This is a genomic window from Mycobacterium sp. 134, assembly GCF_048282715.1.
Taxonomy (GTDB): Bacteria; Actinomycetota; Actinomycetes; order Mycobacteriales; family Mycobacteriaceae; genus Mycobacterium; species Mycobacterium septicum.
In genome coordinates, this window is record NZ_JBLVUN010000008.1 from 1,271,537 (window position 1) to 1,288,620 (window position 17,084).

15 protein-coding genes and 1 pseudogene are annotated in these 17,084 nt (G+C 63.8%); 7 read left to right on the top strand and 9 right to left on the bottom strand.

What is annotated here, in order from left to right; translation table 11 throughout:
• Positions 1 to 50: 50 nt before the first annotated feature.
• Together ACNQVK_RS10840 and ACNQVK_RS10845 are read right to left on the bottom strand one after the other, a co-directional pair.
• The gene (locus ACNQVK_RS10840; protein WP_418029517.1) at positions 51 to 914 is read right to left on the bottom strand and encodes a hypothetical protein; all 864 of its coding nucleotides are present in this window, start codon (positions 912 to 914) and stop codon (positions 51 to 53) included.
• 113 nt (positions 915 to 1,027) lie between these two features.
• Entirely contained in the window at positions 1,028 to 1,336 is a 309-nt protein-coding gene (locus ACNQVK_RS10845; protein WP_418029518.1) for an SDR family NAD(P)-dependent oxidoreductase, read from the bottom strand.
• 242 nt (positions 1,337 to 1,578) lie between these two features.
• On the opposite strand from ACNQVK_RS10845, the gene ACNQVK_RS10850 reads away from it, so the two are divergent.
• From ACNQVK_RS10850 to ACNQVK_RS10860, 3 genes are all read left to right on the top strand, one after another.
• Positions 1,579 to 2,259, top strand: a complete 681-nt coding sequence (locus ACNQVK_RS10850; protein WP_418029519.1) for a hypothetical protein — start codon at positions 1,579 to 1,581, stop codon at positions 2,257 to 2,259.
• A 73-nt stretch (positions 2,260 to 2,332) separates the two neighbouring features.
• Positions 2,333 to 3,610 (top strand): PE-PPE domain-containing protein, encoded by a 1,278-nt coding sequence (locus tag ACNQVK_RS10855; RefSeq protein WP_418029520.1) that lies wholly within the window; start codon positions 2,333 to 2,335, stop codon positions 3,608 to 3,610.
• Between the two features lie 715 nt (positions 3,611 to 4,325).
• Complete coding sequence (locus tag ACNQVK_RS10860; RefSeq protein WP_418029521.1) at positions 4,326 to 5,801, top strand: hypothetical protein; 1,476 nt, start codon at positions 4,326 to 4,328, stop codon at positions 5,799 to 5,801.
• Between the two features lie 107 nt (positions 5,802 to 5,908).
• Here ACNQVK_RS10860 and ACNQVK_RS10865 read toward each other — a convergent pair whose 3' ends face one another.
• Entirely contained in the window at positions 5,909 to 7,312 is a 1,404-nt protein-coding gene (locus ACNQVK_RS10865; RefSeq protein ID WP_065204061.1) for an IS1380 family transposase, read from the bottom strand.
• 116 nt (positions 7,313 to 7,428) lie between these two features.
• Positions 7,429 to 7,605 (bottom strand): annotated as a pseudogene (locus tag ACNQVK_RS10870) (IS1380 family transposase); the annotation flags it as partial.
• Positions 7,606 to 8,616: 1,011 nt separating this feature from the next.
• On the opposite strand from ACNQVK_RS10870, the gene ACNQVK_RS10875 reads away from it, so the two are divergent.
• The 3 genes from ACNQVK_RS10875 (at position 8,617) to ACNQVK_RS10885 (ending at position 11,576) form a co-directional block, all read left to right on the top strand.
• Positions 8,617 to 10,287, top strand: coding sequence for a hypothetical protein (locus ACNQVK_RS10875; protein WP_418029522.1), 1,671 nt, complete (start codon positions 8,617 to 8,619; stop codon positions 10,285 to 10,287).
• A 246-nt stretch (positions 10,288 to 10,533) separates the two neighbouring features.
• The gene (locus ACNQVK_RS10880) at positions 10,534 to 11,085 is read left to right on the top strand and encodes a hypothetical protein (RefSeq protein WP_418029523.1); all 552 of its coding nucleotides are present in this window, start codon (positions 10,534 to 10,536) and stop codon (positions 11,083 to 11,085) included.
• A 146-nt stretch (positions 11,086 to 11,231) separates the two neighbouring features.
• Entirely contained in the window at positions 11,232 to 11,576 is a 345-nt protein-coding gene (locus ACNQVK_RS10885) for a hypothetical protein (RefSeq protein WP_418029524.1), read from the top strand.
• A 16-nt stretch (positions 11,577 to 11,592) separates the two neighbouring features.
• On the opposite strand, the gene ACNQVK_RS10890 is transcribed toward ACNQVK_RS10885, so the two are convergent.
• The 3 genes from ACNQVK_RS10890 to ACNQVK_RS10900 form a co-directional block, all read right to left on the bottom strand.
• Entirely contained in the window at positions 11,593 to 12,174 is a 582-nt protein-coding gene (locus ACNQVK_RS10890) for a DUF1707 SHOCT-like domain-containing protein (RefSeq protein WP_276128201.1), read from the bottom strand.
• 97 nt (positions 12,175 to 12,271) lie between these two features.
• The gene (locus ACNQVK_RS10895) at positions 12,272 to 13,033 is read right to left on the bottom strand and encodes an SDR family oxidoreductase (RefSeq protein WP_418029525.1); all 762 of its coding nucleotides are present in this window, start codon (positions 13,031 to 13,033) and stop codon (positions 12,272 to 12,274) included.
• 50 nt (positions 13,034 to 13,083) lie between these two features.
• Positions 13,084 to 13,449: a heme-binding protein gene (locus ACNQVK_RS10900; RefSeq protein ID WP_418029526.1), complete on the bottom strand. Its 366-nt coding sequence runs from the start codon at positions 13,447 to 13,449 to the stop codon at positions 13,084 to 13,086.
• A gap of 125 nt (positions 13,450 to 13,574) precedes the next feature.
• On the opposite strand from ACNQVK_RS10900, the gene ACNQVK_RS10905 reads away from it, so the two are divergent.
• Positions 13,575 to 13,826, top strand: a complete 252-nt coding sequence (locus tag ACNQVK_RS10905; protein WP_418029527.1) for a hypothetical protein — start codon at positions 13,575 to 13,577, stop codon at positions 13,824 to 13,826.
• Positions 13,827 to 13,894: 68 nt separating this feature from the next.
• On the opposite strand, the gene ACNQVK_RS10910 is transcribed toward ACNQVK_RS10905, so the two are convergent.
• Complete coding sequence (locus ACNQVK_RS10910; protein ID WP_418029528.1) at positions 13,895 to 16,051, bottom strand: PE-PPE domain-containing protein; 2,157 nt, start codon at positions 16,049 to 16,051, stop codon at positions 13,895 to 13,897.
• Positions 16,052 to 16,615: 564 nt separating this feature from the next.
• Positions 16,616 to 17,059 (bottom strand): ester cyclase, encoded by a 444-nt coding sequence (locus ACNQVK_RS10915; protein ID WP_409548723.1) that lies wholly within the window; start codon positions 17,057 to 17,059, stop codon positions 16,616 to 16,618.
• Between the last annotated feature and the right edge of the window lie 25 nt (positions 17,060 to 17,084).

The following is a 17,084-nucleotide window of genomic DNA, read 5'->3' on the forward strand; positions in this document are numbered from 1 at the left end:
GCGCTGACTTGCGCCGAGTGCGACGCAGAGGTCGATTCCGGCACGCGATTTCAACCGCTGCGTTGTTTTCGGTGAGGTCGCCAGCCTCGTGACAGCAGCGCGGCGCGGGCCTGCTCGACGATGTCCGCCCCGCGATCTTCTTTGATGACGTGCATGACGTGCCAGCCGAGCCGGCGCAGCACCCGCTCGACTTGAACGTCCAGGACGTACTGGCGACGGCTCGTCAGATGCTGTTCACCGTCGTACTCGGCACCGACCTTGTACTGCTCCCAGCACATGTCGATGCGGCGGACATAGCTGCCGTCGTCGTCGTACACCGTGAATTGGGTGGTGGGCCGCGGTAACCCGCCGTCGATGAACAAGAGCCGCAGCCAGGTCTCCTTCGGAGACTCGGCGCCGCCGTCGACGAGCGGGAGTGCGGTGTGCAAGCGTCGCAGCCCACGCACGCCGGGATGACTCTTCGCGATCAGCATGACGTCTTCGAGCGCGACGGGACGGGCGCTGACGAGGGCGTCCATCCGTCGGACCGCCTTGTCGCGGGGGAGATGTCGGGCGAGATCGAACGCAGTCCGCTCCGGTGTTGCGACACGGATACCGCCCATCGTGTGCCACTCGTCGAGGTGCAGTGTCTCGCGCCGGACGATCAGCCCGCGCTGTTGCCGGTTCGTGGTGATGAGTTCGATGGGTACGGCGTCACCGACCCATTTCGCGCCGTACATCGCCGACGCGGCGACTCCGGTGATGACTGCGTGCGGGGCGCCGAGCGATGCGCCGACGATGCGCTCGCGCAGCGACGGATCGTGGCGCCGGGGGATGTATACGCCGCGATAGAGCTGCCGATACTGGCTGCGCAGGTGCGCTCTGGTGAGCACTCCCGCGGCCACGGCGTCGCTGCCGATGAAAGGAATCTGCACACTCGTTGGACGCAGCGGAGTCCGGCTTGGCTCCCTCTTTGGTGAAATCCCCTCCAGATCAACGCAATGGTTGAAACGCGGCCGGCGAATCGACCAGTGCGTTGATTTGGGCGTCAGGAAGCCAAGGACAACCGGTAGCTCTCACGATCGGCGTGAACGATCCGGTCGACCAGGTGGCCGAAGCGTTGTCGCACCCGCTCGATGACCCGATCGAGCTGCGCGGGGTCGGAGGTGTCGGCCGCGATCGCGAACACCTGAGAACTGGGGAATCCGTGGATGATTCGGGTCAGCTGGGTGACCTGGCGGGCGGTCACCGCGACTCGGTGACCGGATTGCAGCAGAATGCGGGCCTGACGGTAGCCCTCGTCGGTCCCGGCATCGAGGACGAGGACCACCTCGGGGTACGGCGTGGCTGATGGCATCGGAGGCTCCTCTGTCTGGGTGATGACACCACTCAACCGCTCCGAATTGGGTGTGCGATGTGTTGGTGATATGACTGACATGTGAGCCCGGCGGATTCCGATTGGCAAACGCGAGAGGCGGACAGGAAAGCCTGAAATTGCCTGTATTCCGTCAAGATCGGGCAAGGAGCAGCAAATCGGCGAATTGACAGACCGTGGGCGTCATGTGAGTGTGGCAGCCACAGTGACGGAGGGGCGGGTTCTTGAGGCGAGTTGCCGGGCGTGATGTCGCCGGAGTGGTCGCGTTGGCGGCCGGGCTGTTTCTCAGCGGATGCTCGCACACGATAGAAGGCACGGTGACGGCCGGATTCGAGCCTTCCGGCTCGCAGAGTTCTCCCGGCGTGCCGGGCCTGCCCGCCTACAAGGCGCAGCCCTGCGAGCAATTGCATTCGGATCGGTGGATCGAACTGTCCGGGACCGGGCCGGACGATCCCAGGGTGCGCATCGCCCAGCCTCCGGGCTGGGAACCGGTTCCCGAGTTGGCCACGGGGGCAGTCAGGTTGGTGCTGCGCAATGTGTCGCTCAGCGATGGCGTGACCAACCCGGCCCTGTCGGTGGCCACGGCGGACGCCACTGACGGTGACCGGCCACCCAGGGATCTGCTGAACGACAGCATCAAGGGCTTCGAAGCCGGTGGCGGACAGGACATCACCCAGGTGCCGACGGAGATCTGTGGGTTCCCGGCGCTGATGGCCAACTACACGATCCCGCCCGGCGACGCCGCCAAGACCATCTACGTGACCGCGGTGACCGTGATGGTGCCACTCGGGTCGAGGGTGTGGAACGTGGTGGCGATGACGCAGAGCACCGCGCCCAACAACAAGACCTACATGGCCGACGCCCAGGTGATGCTGGCCGGGTTGCGGATCGCGATGCCGCGCTAGCCCGCATTGGCTGACGTTGCCGTTTGCCGTCGGGTAGCTTCTGCTCATTCGAACTGGGCTGAGAGGCGGCGCCATGGCACAACGCTTGGGTGGACGCGTGTTGCCGGCATCCCTTCTCGGTGGGATGGCGCTGGCGACCGTGACTGCGCTCGGGGCGACGCAGCCGATGACCGCGGTTCAGCTGTCGGCGCTCATCATCGGTGCGAGTTCGACGAACCCGACCGGTGACGGCGTGGCCGATTTCTACGGCGGGCTGTACCGGCAGGGGCAGGACGAGCCCATTGTCGCGAACTTCTTCACCGGCCCGTTCGGGGTCTACCGGGCGATCCAGGACAACAGCGGCGACGACAATGTGGTGCTGTCATCGGGCTGGGGCGCGGCGAATGTGAGCCTGTTGCTGACCTACGGCAAGCTGACGCACGATCCCGTGGTCACCCAGCCCAAGCTGTATGTGCTCGACAACAACGTGGCGAGCCCCAACGGCGGATTCGGCACGCGGCTGCCGTTCTTCGCGGCGATCGGGGTGAACCCGATCCCGACGCCGACGGACCCGGGCGTGCCGGTGGTCAACGTGGTCTACGAGTACGACATCAACTCCAACATTCCCGCCTACCTGTGGAACGCGCCCGCGATGGCCAACTCGTTGATGGCTTACCTGGACCGTCGACTCCAGCAGGACAGCCTGGATTTCCCGATCGACGCCGACGGCAATGTGCGCGACTGCGATGCCACCTGCCAGGAAACGCTGGACAGCGGTGGCACCGTGGTGCGCCAGACGGCCGACGGCACTGTGCGGATCAGCAGAGTCGACGACACCACCTACGTCGGCTACGAGTCGGAGAACCTGCCGCTGGTCTCACCGCTGCGGGCGTTCGGGGAGCCGGGCAACCTGCTGGCCGACGCGGCCACCCCGTCGCTTCGAGCGGTGGTCGATTACGGGTATGCCGACAACGACCCACTGGCCAACCCGCAGAAGTACACGCCGGCCCGGCTGATCCCGACCCGCCAGGAGACCGAGCGGTTCGTCCACGACTTCACCGCCGGGGTCGAGGAAGGCGCGAACATTCTGCGTGACGGCGGTTCGGCGGCCCGGTCGGCGTCCGAACCGGCGCCGGCTTCTGCGATCGCTCCTGCAGCGGAGCCTGAGGCGGAGCCGACCACCCGCCCGGTGCTGCGGAAGAGTCTGGACTTCTCCCCGAAAGCGCTGGGCCGCGATCGGGCTTCGGGCCCGCGCAGGTCCGGCGGGCCGGTGGTCGACGGGGTGCGCGCCTGGACCAAGAAGCTGCGAGGCGAGGCAGCGACGAAGTCGGCCCATACGCCGGATACAGGCGACGAGTCGTCTGCCGACTGAGCCGATCTCAGGTTTTTCTCAGGTCCGGGACTTTGCTGACGCGGTTTCATGTCGGCGCTGCCGGACACGAGTTGTTCACCATCAGTTAACGCGCGGGACCAACTCCTCAGGGGCTGACATCCCGTTGTTGTTGCGAATGCAAATAATGCATTTCGTGCCATCCCTTGCAAACAATGGGCGGGTCAATCTGGGAGTGCTGTTACGCGGCCGCGTCGGTAGCAAAAAGGCCGGTTCCCCGACTGGGCGTGAGCGCGCTTGTCGGGAGGAGCCTCGGCCGAACGGCGACTTGCGAGTCGCACGCCACGCCGACGTGAACATCGGTTATGTGTGGTTGGTGTGGAGATGGCCTGAGCTTCGGGCCTTGCCTCGATGGGTCGTGGCCTGATGTGCTGCGGCAACCAATATGTCGATTGTTCCGCGTGTTGTATGAGCGGCTGACCGCGCATTTGTGCGGGCGAACCCGGCGGTCAGCGACGTACCGGGCGTCGCTGGGAACCGCCGAAATGCAGCGGTTGAATTTGCATTGGAAAATTTGTCGACACAGCCCCGCTCAAGTGAGTGCATGGCGTTGGCAAAGTGGCTAACCTCCTGCGTCTATAGAGGTTGCGGGAGGCGATACCGGGACTTAGCATTCTCAGGAGTTTCTAAGTTGTACTCCGGTACCAGCACGGGCCTTCGGAGCCCGGCTCACGCTCAGGAAAAAGGGGCCACGCGTATGGCTGTACGTCCGCTCGTCACCACCGGTGTCGCACTTGTCAGCGCCGGCGCGATCGTTGCTGGGGCCCCCGCTCTGTTCGTCCCGCACAGTGCGGTCACCGTTGCCTCCCCGACTGCGGCTGCGGTCGAAGCGCACAAGACGTTGACCCAAGAGCAGATCCACCTGCTCGCGCTGTCGCTGCAGGGCGCGTGGCAGTCGTTCACTCAGGGTTATGGCGGTCTCTGGTTCCCGGGCCAGGTCGCGGCGACTGCGTACACCGACACGGCCGGGCAAGTGCCCGCCGTCTATCAGGCGGGCGGAACCGACCCGCTATACGACGCGGAGGGTAATCAGCTCTTCCTCGAAAACGGAGTGACGCCTGCGACGACCGGGGATCTCAGTCCCGATGGTGATCCCATTCAGTTCTATGACTCCGAAGGCGAACCGGTACTGCAGGACGATCCCGGTAACTGCACGGCCACAGGCGCGGTCTGTAAGGACGGATTCACTGGGCTCGCGTATTACCTCAGTGACAACATCCTGCCTCTGGGACCGATCGACAACATCTTCTTCGAGGGTGGCTTCACCGAGCTCGCGCGCCAGGCCATCCTCGTCGTCGCTAACGCGATCGACGACGTTGACCCGACCGGTCGGCTCGATCTGGCCAAGCGTGTCAACGACTTCTTCGATGGTGGCGCAACGCAACTCGTCGGCAATCTGCTCCTCGACAACCTGCCGCAGGATGGCTACGCCTACGGGCTCACAAACTCGTTCTTCTTCGGCTACGGCGTCAACACCGGCATCACCGCCGCGATCACTTACATCGTCGATGCGATTGCTCAGCAGACCCCGACGCCGGACCCGAACTTCCTCAATCCGCTCGACGGCAACCCAGTTCAGACGTTCGATACGAGCTCCGAGGACGCGGTGCTGCTGGCCAAGACCACAGCCGAGCCGGAACCCACTACCCCCACCTCCACCGGCCTGCCGAACTTCAGCAAGCTGCTGAGCTTGCCGACGCCGAAGTTGGACGTCGAGTCGCCGTGGAAGAAGCTCGCGGAGAAGCTGGAAGGTTCCACCGAGCCCACGCTCCTCAAGGATGTCGAGGTCAAGGACCAGGGCACGGTCGAAGAGGAAGGAAGCGTCGAGGGGGGTACCGAGGGCACGCCCGTGGTGGAGGAGACGAAGCCCGAACCATTGAAGATTGCGACGCCGAAGTTCGAACTGCCCAAGATCGAAGCCCCGAAGTTTGAGGCGCCCAAGCTGCCTGAGGCTCCGAAGTTCGAGGCACCCAAGTTCGACCCGCCGAAGCTTGATCTGGTTCAAAAGCCCAAGGCTCAGGTGAAAGAGGTTGCGACTCAAGACGAGTCAAAGGGTGAAGGCAAGGACGAGGCCAAGACGGGCACCGATACCAAGACCGGCAACAAGGTCACGCCGCCCATCCTCTTCGGTGACGGCAAGCCTAAGCCTCGATCCACTGATGAATTGGGGTAGGTGTGCCTCGCTGGGCTGTTGAGGGCTGGTCCTGGTCGCGGGCAGGGGGTATCTGCTGGTCTGTCCAGCTGTTCCTGTGCGCTCCGGTCGGGCCTTTCGGCATATGGTCAGGTGGTGGCGATTTCTGGTGGGCTGTAGCCGATGGTGTTGCGCCACAACGTGAGCCAGTGCTCTGTCCAGGGCCAGTGCGCTGGTAGGTGCAGGATAGGTTGGCGTTGCGGACGGGCCAGGCGGGCCGGGATAGTGATTATCTTGCGGCGCAGTGTCGCCCCGCGGGCGACCGCGTGGGCACCTCCGGCCAGGACGCCGACGGCGCGCAGCAGGTTGTGGGCGATCGCGGCGCACAGGATCCAGGCCGAGTTCGCGCCGAACCGCCCCGAGGGCATGTGCGCCAAAGGTCCGTCGATGAGGTCGGCGAACACGGTTTCGATGATGGCGTGGCGGCGATGAGTGATGTCAGCGGCGTCGACGGGTTCGTCGGAATTGGTGAAGAACGGGTGGTACCGCCACACCGGAAACAGCGCATCGAGGAACCGCGCGTCTTTGACCCGGCGCACGACCAACCGGGCGGTCACCGGAGTCTTGGTGGAACCGAAGGCTGTGTAGGTGGTTTCGGCGACTTCGGCATCGGAGATCCAGGCGCCGGTGTCGGGGTCACGCACAGCACCGGGATAGTTCACCGGGGTCCACGCGGTCTCGGGAATTGCGTCAATGGCGGCGGCAACTGCTGCGGTCTTGGTCAGCACCAGCGAGAACCGGACACCTGCTCGGTGGCAGGCGGTGACCACGGTGCTATTGCCGTAGGCCGAATCGCCACGCACCAGGATCTGCCCGGTGACCCCGGCAGCACGGGCGGTAGCGGCCGCTTGAGCGATCATGCGGGCTGCGCCCTTGCCGGAGTTGGCCTTGCCCGCCCGCAACCTCGCCCCGGCGATCACCGGCGCACCGTGGTCGGTGCTGATCGTGGTGATCAACGGTGAGAGGCCTTTGCGCAGGATCTGCCTGCCGGCGATCTTGGTGTGTCCGTAGCTGGCGCCCTGCTTGGCGTGCCCGTAGACCGGGCGTAGTAGTGAGTCGATGTCGATGAACGCCCGTCCGTCGGCGCCGGGCAACAGATCGACACGCCCGCACAGCGCGGCCAGGTGTTCGCGCAGGACAGATTCGAGCTGGCGGGCATGCCCGAAGGTGAACTCCCGCAATAAGGTTCCGATCGTCGACGGGGCGTACACACCACCGAAGAGGGTCTTCATCCCACCCGAGCGCACAACGTCTAGGTCATCAATGCTGTCCGCGCCGGCGCACATCCCGGCGATCAGCGTGGTCAGCTTCGGTGACGGATGGGCCGCGGCCGAACGGATCCGCTCACAGGTGAACCGGATCTTGTCGGCCAATAGCTGCGACAGACCGGTCTGGTCGGCCAGGGTCATCACCGGCACCAGCCCGGCGCACGACACGAGATGTGCATCATCGAAGACCGCCGACGACACGGCGAACCTATGGGACACTTGCACCGGAAGCGCCTTTCTGAACGTGGGCTGATCGAAGTGTGGTAACTCCAATCATCCCAGCTCAAAGGGCACTTTCCTTACATCAACACCCTCCGAACAGGCGATTCATCGGTGGATCGAGGGTTAGCCGCCCCGGACTTGACCCGAGACGACCTGATGTGAATTGTGTTGTCCAACAACCGTGTCAGGCCAGCTTGCTCGGCCAGGGCCATCACCGGGACCAGCCCGGCGCACGACACGAGGTTGTCCTCGTCGAACACCGCGGAGTCGGGACCGAACGTGTGGGACACTCGCACTGGAAGTGCCTTTCTTGTGCTGGTCGGATTGTTGCGTAGAGAACACCAATCTTTCCAGCTCAGAGGGCACTTTCCTCATTCCGACACCCCAACAACCAGCCCATTCATCGGTGGATCAAGGCTAAGGGCGAGTCCAACGGCAGCAAGTTCCTGAAGAAGCTGGGCGAGGCCGTCAAGAATGCCACCGGCGGCGAGAAGGACTCGGGCGAGGGCAGCGACAAGTAATCACCCGCTCGCACACGATGGCCCCTGCCCTTCGGCAGGGGTCATCGTGTTTTCGCCTGTGTCGGTTAGGTGACGAATCTCGCCGGTGGCCGCTCAACGCAATCTCAGGTTCTTCTCAGGTTCTGAGCTTGGTCAGAATGTTCGCTGCCGAGCCCGTGACCTGGGCTTATTTACCTCTCCGTAAGGGAGGTTCCTTTCCTATCCGTCTGCCGCGCTTTTCGGGAAATGCCGATTTGCATCAATGGTGGCCGCCGTCGCTTCCTCGCGGCGGTGGTTGGGTTGACTTCCGCGGGCCCCGCACGGCGGGGCGGCCCGACTCACCGTGATTGGAGATAGGGCACCGGGGGTCGCGCTGAGTGACCGCGGATCCGTGCCGGGCCGGCGCGAGCATCATGCGGCCTGAACTAGGGATATGAGCGGTCTCGGCCCGACCTGGCTCGGATGCCTGCGCGAGTGTGCCGCATCGGTACGCCAGGTCTTCGCGCAACGATTTCCGCGGGCCGCCACCCGCATCTTTGCGCTCAGTGGGCTCCGCGGCAACGGTATTCGTAATTAGCTGCTCCTGGGCCGACCGGGAACGCCCCGTTCTGCATCGAAATATTGGCCACCGTCGCCACGCAAAAGATGCGGGGCGACGGTGCGCAAGGGACTCCTGTTGCGCCTGGATAGAGGTTGCGGGCCGGGGGGCCGGGAATTACCCTTCTCAAGGACTTTTAAGGTTCTACGCAGGTATCTGCATGGGTTCTCAGGAATCCGCCCACGCTCGAGATAAGGGGCCACACCCATATGGCAGTCCGTCCGCTCGTCACCACTGGCGTTGTGCTCGCGAGTGCAGCTGCCATTGTCGCTGCGACACCGGGGCTGATGACCCCGGCGAACATCGCGATCGCAGCTAGCGATGCGGCGGCGTTGACGCCGAAGAAATCGGTCACCGTCAGCGAGCTGAATCTATTGGCGCTCAGCGATATCGACGTCCAAACGATCTCCGACATCTTCTTCAGGGTTGACAGCTGGGGCGGCATTGTCGGTGGCACCTACGACCCGTACTACGGGGGCTCAACCTACGGCTTGCATGAGCTTTACGTGCAAGTTGGGGAGGACGCGGACGGCAACCCTCTCTACGCGCGGGCTCTGAACGCAAAGGGGAGCTCGCTTAACGCGTACCTGGACGAGGATGGGAACCCCGTCATCGGCGATGCCGATATCTATGTGCCAGATGAAGACGGCAACCTCCAGCTCGTGAACGGGGACGGGGACGAGCCCGTCTACGGCACCGCGCCCATCTCGGGCGGGGTCTACCGTGACGGCCTGGTCGGCCTTGCCTACTACCTGAGTGACCAGATCCTGGACGAGGCCGTGCAGTCGGCAGTGCCGTTCATCTCGGACGCCGCGTCGTTCTTGTACAACAACGTCAACCCGTACTTCTTCGAGGCGGGTATCGAGGAGACCTTCCGGGCGGTGGCCTCTGAGCTGACCGGAGGGATCAGTGGCCCGGTCGGTCAGGCCCTGGCGGTAGCGGAGGATCTGTCGCACAACTGGCTGACCTACACCGGGGTGGTGCTCAGTTTGGTCGCCAGTGGTGTCCCGTTGGCCGGCCCCGATTTGGCTGCCGCAACAAACATCTTCTTCTTCGGCGGGCCTCTCGAAGACGGTGGCAAAGAGTACAACCAGGGGATCGACGGCATCATCAACTACGTTGTTGATCGGGTGCTGGGCGCGCCTGCGCCCGGTTCTGAGACCGAACCCCCTGAGACTGAGGCTGAGTCGGATGTCGCGAGTGCCAAGAGCTCGACCGCGGTACTCGCGTCGGCTGACAAAGCGTTGCCAGCGCTGAAGAAGCTCATCAGCCTCGATCTCAAGGGTGAGGATGCGGCAGCCGTAGACAGCGCCAAGCTCGTCGACGCCCTTGAAGTCAAGGACGAGGAAAGCGCGGTCGACGAGACCGCTGCGGGCGGCACCGAGACGGTCACGCCTGTCGAGGTCTCTAAGCCCGAGGCTCCGAAGTTCGAGCTGCCCAAGCTGCCGAAGCTGGACTTGGGCCTGGATCTGACGCCAAAGACCGCGACCACTGTCAAAGAGGTTGCGGACGTCAAAGAGGCTGCAGCCGAGGAGAAGTCGGCCGAGGAGCAGAAGTCGGTCGAGGCGAAGCCCAGTGGCGCCGAGTCGACTGACGCCGGTACTGCGACCAAGACCCCGAACAAGTTCGCTCCCAAATCGCGCACCACCGAGCGCAAGAAGTCGGCCGGTGAGAAGTTCGTCGAGAATGCCACGAAGAGCCTTGAGAAGGCATTCAAGCCCACCACCAAGGCCGGTGCTAGCAAGCAGGAGACCACCAAGGGTGACACCGCCAAGGGTGACACCGACAGCGCCTCCGGATCCGCCTCAGGGACCAAGGCCGGCAACGCCCACAGCGACACCAAGGACAACAAGGGCACCAAGGACAACAAGGACAAGTAACGCCTGATCTCACGCAACGGCCCCCTCCAAAATGGAGGGGGCCGTTGCGTTTTCACGTGTTTGGACGGTTCCTGTGTACGAGCTGTGAATTCTCATGATCATGTGCCGAACAGCAAATGAACAACGTCGCCACTACCTATCGCCGGTGTCCGTGGTGCCTTAGGTTCGCTGGCGGGCCGGTGGCAATGTCAGCTGCTTGGCCCCAATCTAGCTGCGGCGCAACGCCACTCACGAGAGGTAACAGGCATGGCAAAACATCGGAAGATGTCCGAGCGGTCGGTGCGGACGCGGACGTTGGTTGGGGGCGTCATCGCGGGCGGTGCATTGGCGGTGGCCTTGCCGACCGGTCTGGCGTCCGCTGACTCCAGCAAGTCCGGCGATGCGGTGGGCAGGCCCGCCTTCGACAACCCCGCGCCGGGAGTGCGGGCGGCGCAGGCCGTCGGCGACAAGGTCTTCAACCAGACGCCTGGTGTCAACAAGACCCTCGACGACAGCCCGTTGGGCGAGGTCTACCACACCAACTTCGGCACGGCGAACTACGCCGATCCCAGCAAGGGCACCAACGGTGTGGTCCAGGGGGAGCTGAACGTCAACGCCGGCAAGTACTACTACAACCAGACGCAGAAGTACTCGAACCAGTACCTCGGCAACAAGCTCCTCCCGGACGAGAAGGACCTGCCGGGCACCCTGCCCAAGGCCATCGCCGGGGACGGCCCGACCGCCAAGGTGTCGAGCGCAAAGCCTTCCAACGCGAACAAGTCGTTGACCTGTGTCGCCGCCGCGAGCTGCAACCACTGATCTGTCAGGCACAGAGACGGGCGGGCCTTCGGGCCCGCCCGTTTTCGTTGATGCGCACAGAAATCCGAGTAGCGAGCTACGCGCGATCACCGCGGTGCACGGACCCTAGCGTCGAAATCGACAGATTTCACGAGAGGAGAGCAGCAATGACCACGTGGGCAATCGCGCTGAAGGTTCCGCCACCGCTCGACCACGGTCTGGATGATCAGGAGGAGGCCCTGCTGACGGGGCTGAAACCCTTCCTGGAGTCCCTGCCGGACCGGCCACCCACCCGCGCGGGAAACGTCCTCGCGTTCGACTTGCTCAGCGCCGAAGGAATGCGGCAGGCCAACAGTTATCTGCTGCTCGTCACCGTGGACAACCCCGCAGACCAGACGCTGGGGCGGGTCGCCGAGGAAATCGTCACCGTCCTGCCGGACGGATCCACCGCGTCGGTACTGGGCGAGTTTGATTCGGTCGCACGATCGTCAGAGCCGAAGGCGCACGCCTGACGGAAAGGGTCGCGCGCTAATCGGTCTGGTTGCGGCGCTTCTTGCGTTTGACGCTGACGCTGCCCCACAGCGAGAAGCCACGAATGTGGACACGCGGGGCGCCGGCCGTGCCGTCCCCGTCGACGCTGTGATCGAAGTTCCCCATCACGCCCGTGCCGTCGAGATCCACATTCACCTCGGGTGGCACCAGGATGGTCTGCCCGCCGAAGATCGAATAGGTGCGGACCTCGACATCGGGTGCGGTGAAATCGGCGTAGCGAAGGTCGACCACCCCGCCGCCGAAGAGCGCGAACGTCGTCAGCTTCTTCGGCACGTTCCACCGGCCCCGGCGCTCGAACCCACTCATGATCGCCAGCAGCAGCGTCGAGGGCGCAGGCCGACAGTGGCCGGCCGAACAGTTCACCGCGCCGGGTAGGTCGCGGCTCAGGCGCGCCAGATCGTCGTAGGTCTCAGCCGCGTAAGCCTTTGCTAGCCGGTCCTCGTACTCGGTCATAGGCAGCCGGCCCGCGGCGGCAGCATCAGTGAGCAGCTGCGCCACCTGAATGCGGTCGGTGTCGGCAGCCCGCATCGACCTGCCCTGCGGCGCTGAAGTGCTCATCGCTGTCGAGCCTACGACGATCGCTGTCACATGCAAGACCGATGGGGAAACTGTGTCGCCATGGTTGCGACAGTGACGCCTGCTCGGCGGAGATGATCTATCCGCCCGTGTCCAAATAGTCCTGGAACGATACGCCGTCGATCGCATTTTCCGGGGTCAGATTGGCTCCCGACCTGTAACCGGCGACGATGCGACCGGGCAGGGTGAATCTGGCCACGCGACGCACGCTGTTGTGTGCTGAGAGATACATCTGTCCCAATTCTGGGTGACTGTGAATGCTCGGCCCGCCGATGTCAGACACCCGCCCGGCGGGTTCTGAATCGATCAAAGAGACCAATCGGGTGGCCACATCGCGGGTGTCGATCGGCTGGAATTTGACGTCGCGCAGCGCCCACAAAAGGGGCGAGAAACGCTGCGCGGAGAACGTCTTTTCGATTAGCTCGTGGAACTGTGTGGCGCGCAGGATCGTGTGCCCGACACCGGATGATTCGAGTGCCTGCTCGACCCGCAGCTTGGTCTTGTAATAAGGAAGCGGGATGTCGTCGATCCCGACGATGGAGATATAGATGAGGTGTCCGACGCCCTTGCGTCGCGCAGCCTCGATCAGATTTCGGGCGGCCCTGATGTCCTTACTACCGGTGGCCTGAGTGGCGCAATGGAGGACGACGTCCACGCCGTCGAGCGCGGCGTCCAAACCGTCGGACTTGAGCAAGTCGGCCTGGTGCCAGTGGACGCCCGTGTAGCCGACTCGCTCCCGGCGGCTCAACGCCCGGACATGATGGCCGGCCTCGGTCGCCTCGGGCACCACATGGTGGCCGAGAGTGCCGGTCGCCCCGGTGACGAGCACAGTGCGTGGCATGTGGGCCACGCTACCGACGCGTCCCCGGGGCTGTCAGCGATTAGGCGGCTCTAGATGACGCCGGAGATCTGGGCTTCGAGCGGGATGTTGCAGCGGTTGCGCAGGTCGATCGCGGGTCTGCGGATCGCATCCATCTCGGAGCGCACCTGAGGATTGTTGTTGAGATAGGTCTTCGTCTGCTCGGCGGCCGCGGACTTGGCTTGGCCCTGTAGTCCGGTGAAGAACGCGTTGACGTCGGGGTGAGTGAACAGATAGCCACTCATATTCGATGACACGTCGCCCATCACCGCGGTGACGTCGGCCGTGGTGCAGTTCGGCGGCTCGGCCGCTGCGGTAGCCGAAGCCCCGATGGCCATCGCGCCGGCTCCCAACAACACCACAGTGGCGCGGGTCAGTGAATGCCTTACACGGTTCATGGGACTCCTCGATCGTCGGATGCGGTGACGTGCGGTGGTCTATGTTTGCGGCAAGGATAACGTGCACGACAATTCCGCGTGCCAGGTCGACGTGAGGTCGACCCAGAAGGAAGGAAACACTCGCTATGTCGCTGATGCCTAAGTTCCTGGTTCTCGGTGCCGCGGGCGTCGGCGCCGCGATTGCGGTCCTGGGTGCGCCCGCCGCCTCTGCCGACCCCTCGCTGCTGCCGCAGTGCGAGGTAACTGGTGGAAGCTCGATTGCCGGTGGACAGACCACTGACTGCGCGTCTGAAGGCAACGTCCAAATCGACTCGACGCCAGGCGTGTACCCGGGCGAGGAAGAGTTCTACGGCTTCCCCGCGTTCGGATTCATCTGAGCCCACTCATGAGCAGCTAGCCGCAGGCGTCGTCATCAGACAACGCCTGCGGCCTGGGCGGTCAGCGACTACGCGGCCGCGTCAGACTTCTTCTCCGACTTGTCGGTCTTGGCCTTGGTTTTGGGAGCGCTCTTCTTCAGTGAGCCGGCGGCATCCTTGGCGGCCTTCTCCACTTTCTTCTCGGCCTTGTCGACGGTGTCCTTGACCTCCTTGGCCGCGCCTTGCACCTTCGCGACCGTCTCCTTCACCGACTTCTTCAGCGGATCGTTCGCGTCGGCTGCGTGACGGGCCTTGGCCTTGGCCTCAGGCTTGGTCTTGACGGACTCCGAGAGCTTCGTGACGGTCTTGGAGATGTCGTTGTCCTTCAACGAATCCTGGTCCAGGCCGACGTCTTTGAGCGCGTCCTTGAGTGTGTCCTTGAGCGGCGTGGACTTGGCGTTGGTATCCGTCTCGGCGGCCTCGATGCTGAGCGTCCTCAACTGGCTGCCGCTAGACGGGACCGAGGTGATCGCCTGGGCGCCGGACTTGTTGGCCGTGGATCCGTTGACCTTGAGCATGTTGTCGATGGCTGTCTCGACCTGAGCGTTGATGTCATCGAGAGCGTGGGTGACCGGAGCCAGGCCCTTCTCGACGGCGTCGAACATCGGGTCGGCGACGCCCTTCTGAATACCCTCCAGAGCGTCGCGCATTGCCTTGGCGACCGCCACGGATACGGCGTTCTGCACGATCGGCTTGAAGTCCGCGCCCGGAAGCGTCGGAGTCCAGGCCTCCGGGTTCAGGGCATTGTCCTGAATGCCGTCGACCAATGCGTCGAAGACCGTCTGAACCGCCGCCAGCTGCTGCGTCGGGGTGAGCGGGGAGTGCCACAGATAGGCCTGGTCACCGGCTTCGTTGAACGTGCGCTCCAGGGTGGTGGGGTCGACGTCCTGGTAACCCATGTTGACCATCTTGCGCAGCGCGTCTTCGACGCTGTCGGTCAGCGGAGTCGGGATGTGAACGCCCGGAGCGAGATTGAGCAGATGCGGAACCATCCGGAACGGCTCAAGCAGCGGGAGATTGCCGGAGTCATAAGTGATGTACGTGGCGTTGCCGGGGAACTTGGTCGCGTTGGTGACGCTGTCGAGCCACTTGCCGAAACCCAGGTGTAGGAAGTCCAAATCCTTGACAGTTTTAACGAAGTCTTGCCATCCGGGCACCATGTTGAGGCCCTGGCCCCCAGTGGGGTCGATCATCACCTTCACGCCGTCGGCAATGCCGACCACCAACTGCGGCAGTACGTGTTCCCCGATGTTGTTGTCCTCGCTCGGGAGGAGATAGGTGAGGAACACTCCGGCGGCCGCTGAGTTGGCCCAGGACAACGGATTGAGTGTGGTGGGAACATCCGACAGCGGGTTGTACGCCCAAGTGATGTCGAGGATCGAGGTGTTGAGAACCTTGGTGATCTTGCCGCCATTGGCATCGGCATTGGTGTAGCTACCCGCGTCCGGGGTGGTGAGATTCAGGCCGAGCAGGTTAGTGAAAGGCGTTGCCAGCGCGAACAGTCCACCGCCGGGTCGGCTGGGGTTGTTCACGAAGATCAGCCACTGACCGGTAACTCCAACGCCCCAGTCTGGATCGTTCGACTGAACGGCATTGATCATGTCGCGATAGGCCAGGGAGGTGGTCAAGCCGCCAAGACTCTCGGACAAGATGATGTCGCGTCTCTGATTCAAGACTGGTGCAGCGTTGATCAGGGCGTTGATGGCGTTGTTGAGTAGGGGGACATTGTCCAGTCCGAGCATTTCCACCAGGCCGGAGGTGGTGTACTTCAGACCATTGACCGCGTCATACACGTCGCTGGGCATCGGGCCCTTGACGCCGGCCTCGATCGGCGACACGGCGTCGAGCAGGTTCAGCAACCCGACGACGGTTTCGGCCAACGCGGTGTTCCCGGTCAAGCCGCCGGCGGCCTTGATCACGTTCTCGGGAGTAATCCCGAGAAGTTGCGCGGTCCAGAAAATCGGTCCGACCCCGTAGAGCCCGACGATGTTCGGGATCTTGCCGATGTCGCTAGACGACGCGGCAGTCAGCTCGACATCCGCCTGCACATTGCGGTTGTGGGCCGCGAGCGCCTCCGGTGCGGAAGACGCGACGCCTGCGGTCAGCGCTGCCGTAGTAGCGATGACCGCTGCCGTGGTGGCAGCGGTCTTGGCCATGGACAGACGGGGAGGAGTGGGCTGTGACATCAAGCGCGCCGCCTTTGGAGTGTGATGTGGCCTACAAGTGCTTGCACAATGTAACAACAGATATTTCCCCCGGGGCAAATTTGCCGAGATAGCGATCTTGGGTGTAATCAGCGAGATTCTCCGCTGCGCAATCCGTCGTCGCTCCAGGGGCATGGCCTATGCGGCAGGGTGATTCGCCACGGTCGCGTGTGGCATGCGGCGGCTACGCGATCCGTGGTCGATTGGCCGAGCTGGTTGCGGTTATCGCACCCATCCGGCTAACAAAAACTCTGGCACCGTCGGCCACACGTGGGCGGAGCCGTCTCCTGGGTTCCGGACTTGGGCGGTCAGAAGGGCCCACTTGTCGAGGATCGAACCAATGGTCGGGCAAGGAGTGGTGCGGTGTTGGACCGTCAGCAACTGCCGGCGGACGTGAGTACGTCACCGCCCGAGAGGCCGGCTGGTTCCGCTCACGTCGGTGTGTTGGGCGCGCGAAAAATCGCCGCGGCGAGCCGGCGATGTGCCATGGCTGGAGTGCGGGTCCAGGGCCGCGGCCGGCCCTGGACCCGCCTGGACAGGTACCTACTAGGCGGGCGCTTTGTGCTCCGCTCCTGCGGGAATCAGGCCGAGCTGTTGCAGCATTCCGAGGGTGTCCCAGGTGACCCAGTTCTCGGCGATCTTGCCGTCTTCCATGCGGGTGGTGTCGGTCAGATTGATCCGAGCGTGCTTGCCGGTGGCCGGCTGACCCATGAGCTCACCGGTGTTGTCGCCCTGCGCCTCGATCATGGTGCAGACATAGTCGCCCTCGGCGATCTGCATCTTCACGTCGAACTTCATGTTGGAGAACGACTTCCGATACATCTCGATGAGGCTTCTCATGTGCTGGGGCCCGCGCTGATCTCCGAACGGATCCTGGGTGTCGTGGTAGGCGGCACCGGGGGCGACGAGATCGTCGAGCTCGCTGAGATCGCCGGAGGCGAACACCTCCCAGACGCGTCGGGCAATTGCCTTGTTCTGGTCACTGGCCATGATTCCGGCCTTTCATGGGGAAACC

Excerpts from the sequence above, each read along its gene's own strand:
- ACNQVK_RS10845 (WP_418029518.1), bottom strand. The coding sequence starts at position 1,336 with ATGCCATCAGCCACGCCGTACCCCGAGGTGGTCCTCGTCCTCGATGCC.
- ACNQVK_RS10855 (WP_418029520.1), top strand. The coding sequence starts at position 2,333 with ATGGCACAACGCTTGGGTGGACGCGTGTTGCCGGCATCCCTTCTCGGT.
- ACNQVK_RS10860 (WP_418029521.1), top strand. The coding sequence starts at position 4,326 with ATGGCTGTACGTCCGCTCGTCACCACCGGTGTCGCACTTGTCAGCGCC.
- ACNQVK_RS10875 (WP_418029522.1), top strand. The coding sequence starts at position 8,617 with ATGGCAGTCCGTCCGCTCGTCACCACTGGCGTTGTGCTCGCGAGTGCA.
- ACNQVK_RS10880 (WP_418029523.1), top strand. The coding sequence starts at position 10,534 with ATGGCAAAACATCGGAAGATGTCCGAGCGGTCGGTGCGGACGCGGACG.
- ACNQVK_RS10885 (WP_418029524.1), top strand. The coding sequence starts at position 11,232 with ATGACCACGTGGGCAATCGCGCTGAAGGTTCCGCCACCGCTCGACCAC.
- ACNQVK_RS10890 (WP_276128201.1), bottom strand. The coding sequence starts at position 12,174 with ATGAGCACTTCAGCGCCGCAGGGCAGGTCGATGCGGGCTGCCGACACC.
- ACNQVK_RS10895 (WP_418029525.1), bottom strand. The coding sequence starts at position 13,033 with ATGCCACGCACTGTGCTCGTCACCGGGGCGACCGGCACTCTCGGCCAC.
- ACNQVK_RS10900 (WP_418029526.1), bottom strand. The coding sequence starts at position 13,449 with ATGAACCGTGTAAGGCATTCACTGACCCGCGCCACTGTGGTGTTGTTG.
- ACNQVK_RS10905 (WP_418029527.1), top strand. The coding sequence starts at position 13,575 with ATGTCGCTGATGCCTAAGTTCCTGGTTCTCGGTGCCGCGGGCGTCGGC.
- ACNQVK_RS10910 (WP_418029528.1), bottom strand. The coding sequence starts at position 16,051 with ATGTCACAGCCCACTCCTCCCCGTCTGTCCATGGCCAAGACCGCTGCC.
- ACNQVK_RS10915 (WP_409548723.1), bottom strand. The coding sequence starts at position 17,059 with ATGGCCAGTGACCAGAACAAGGCAATTGCCCGACGCGTCTGGGAGGTG.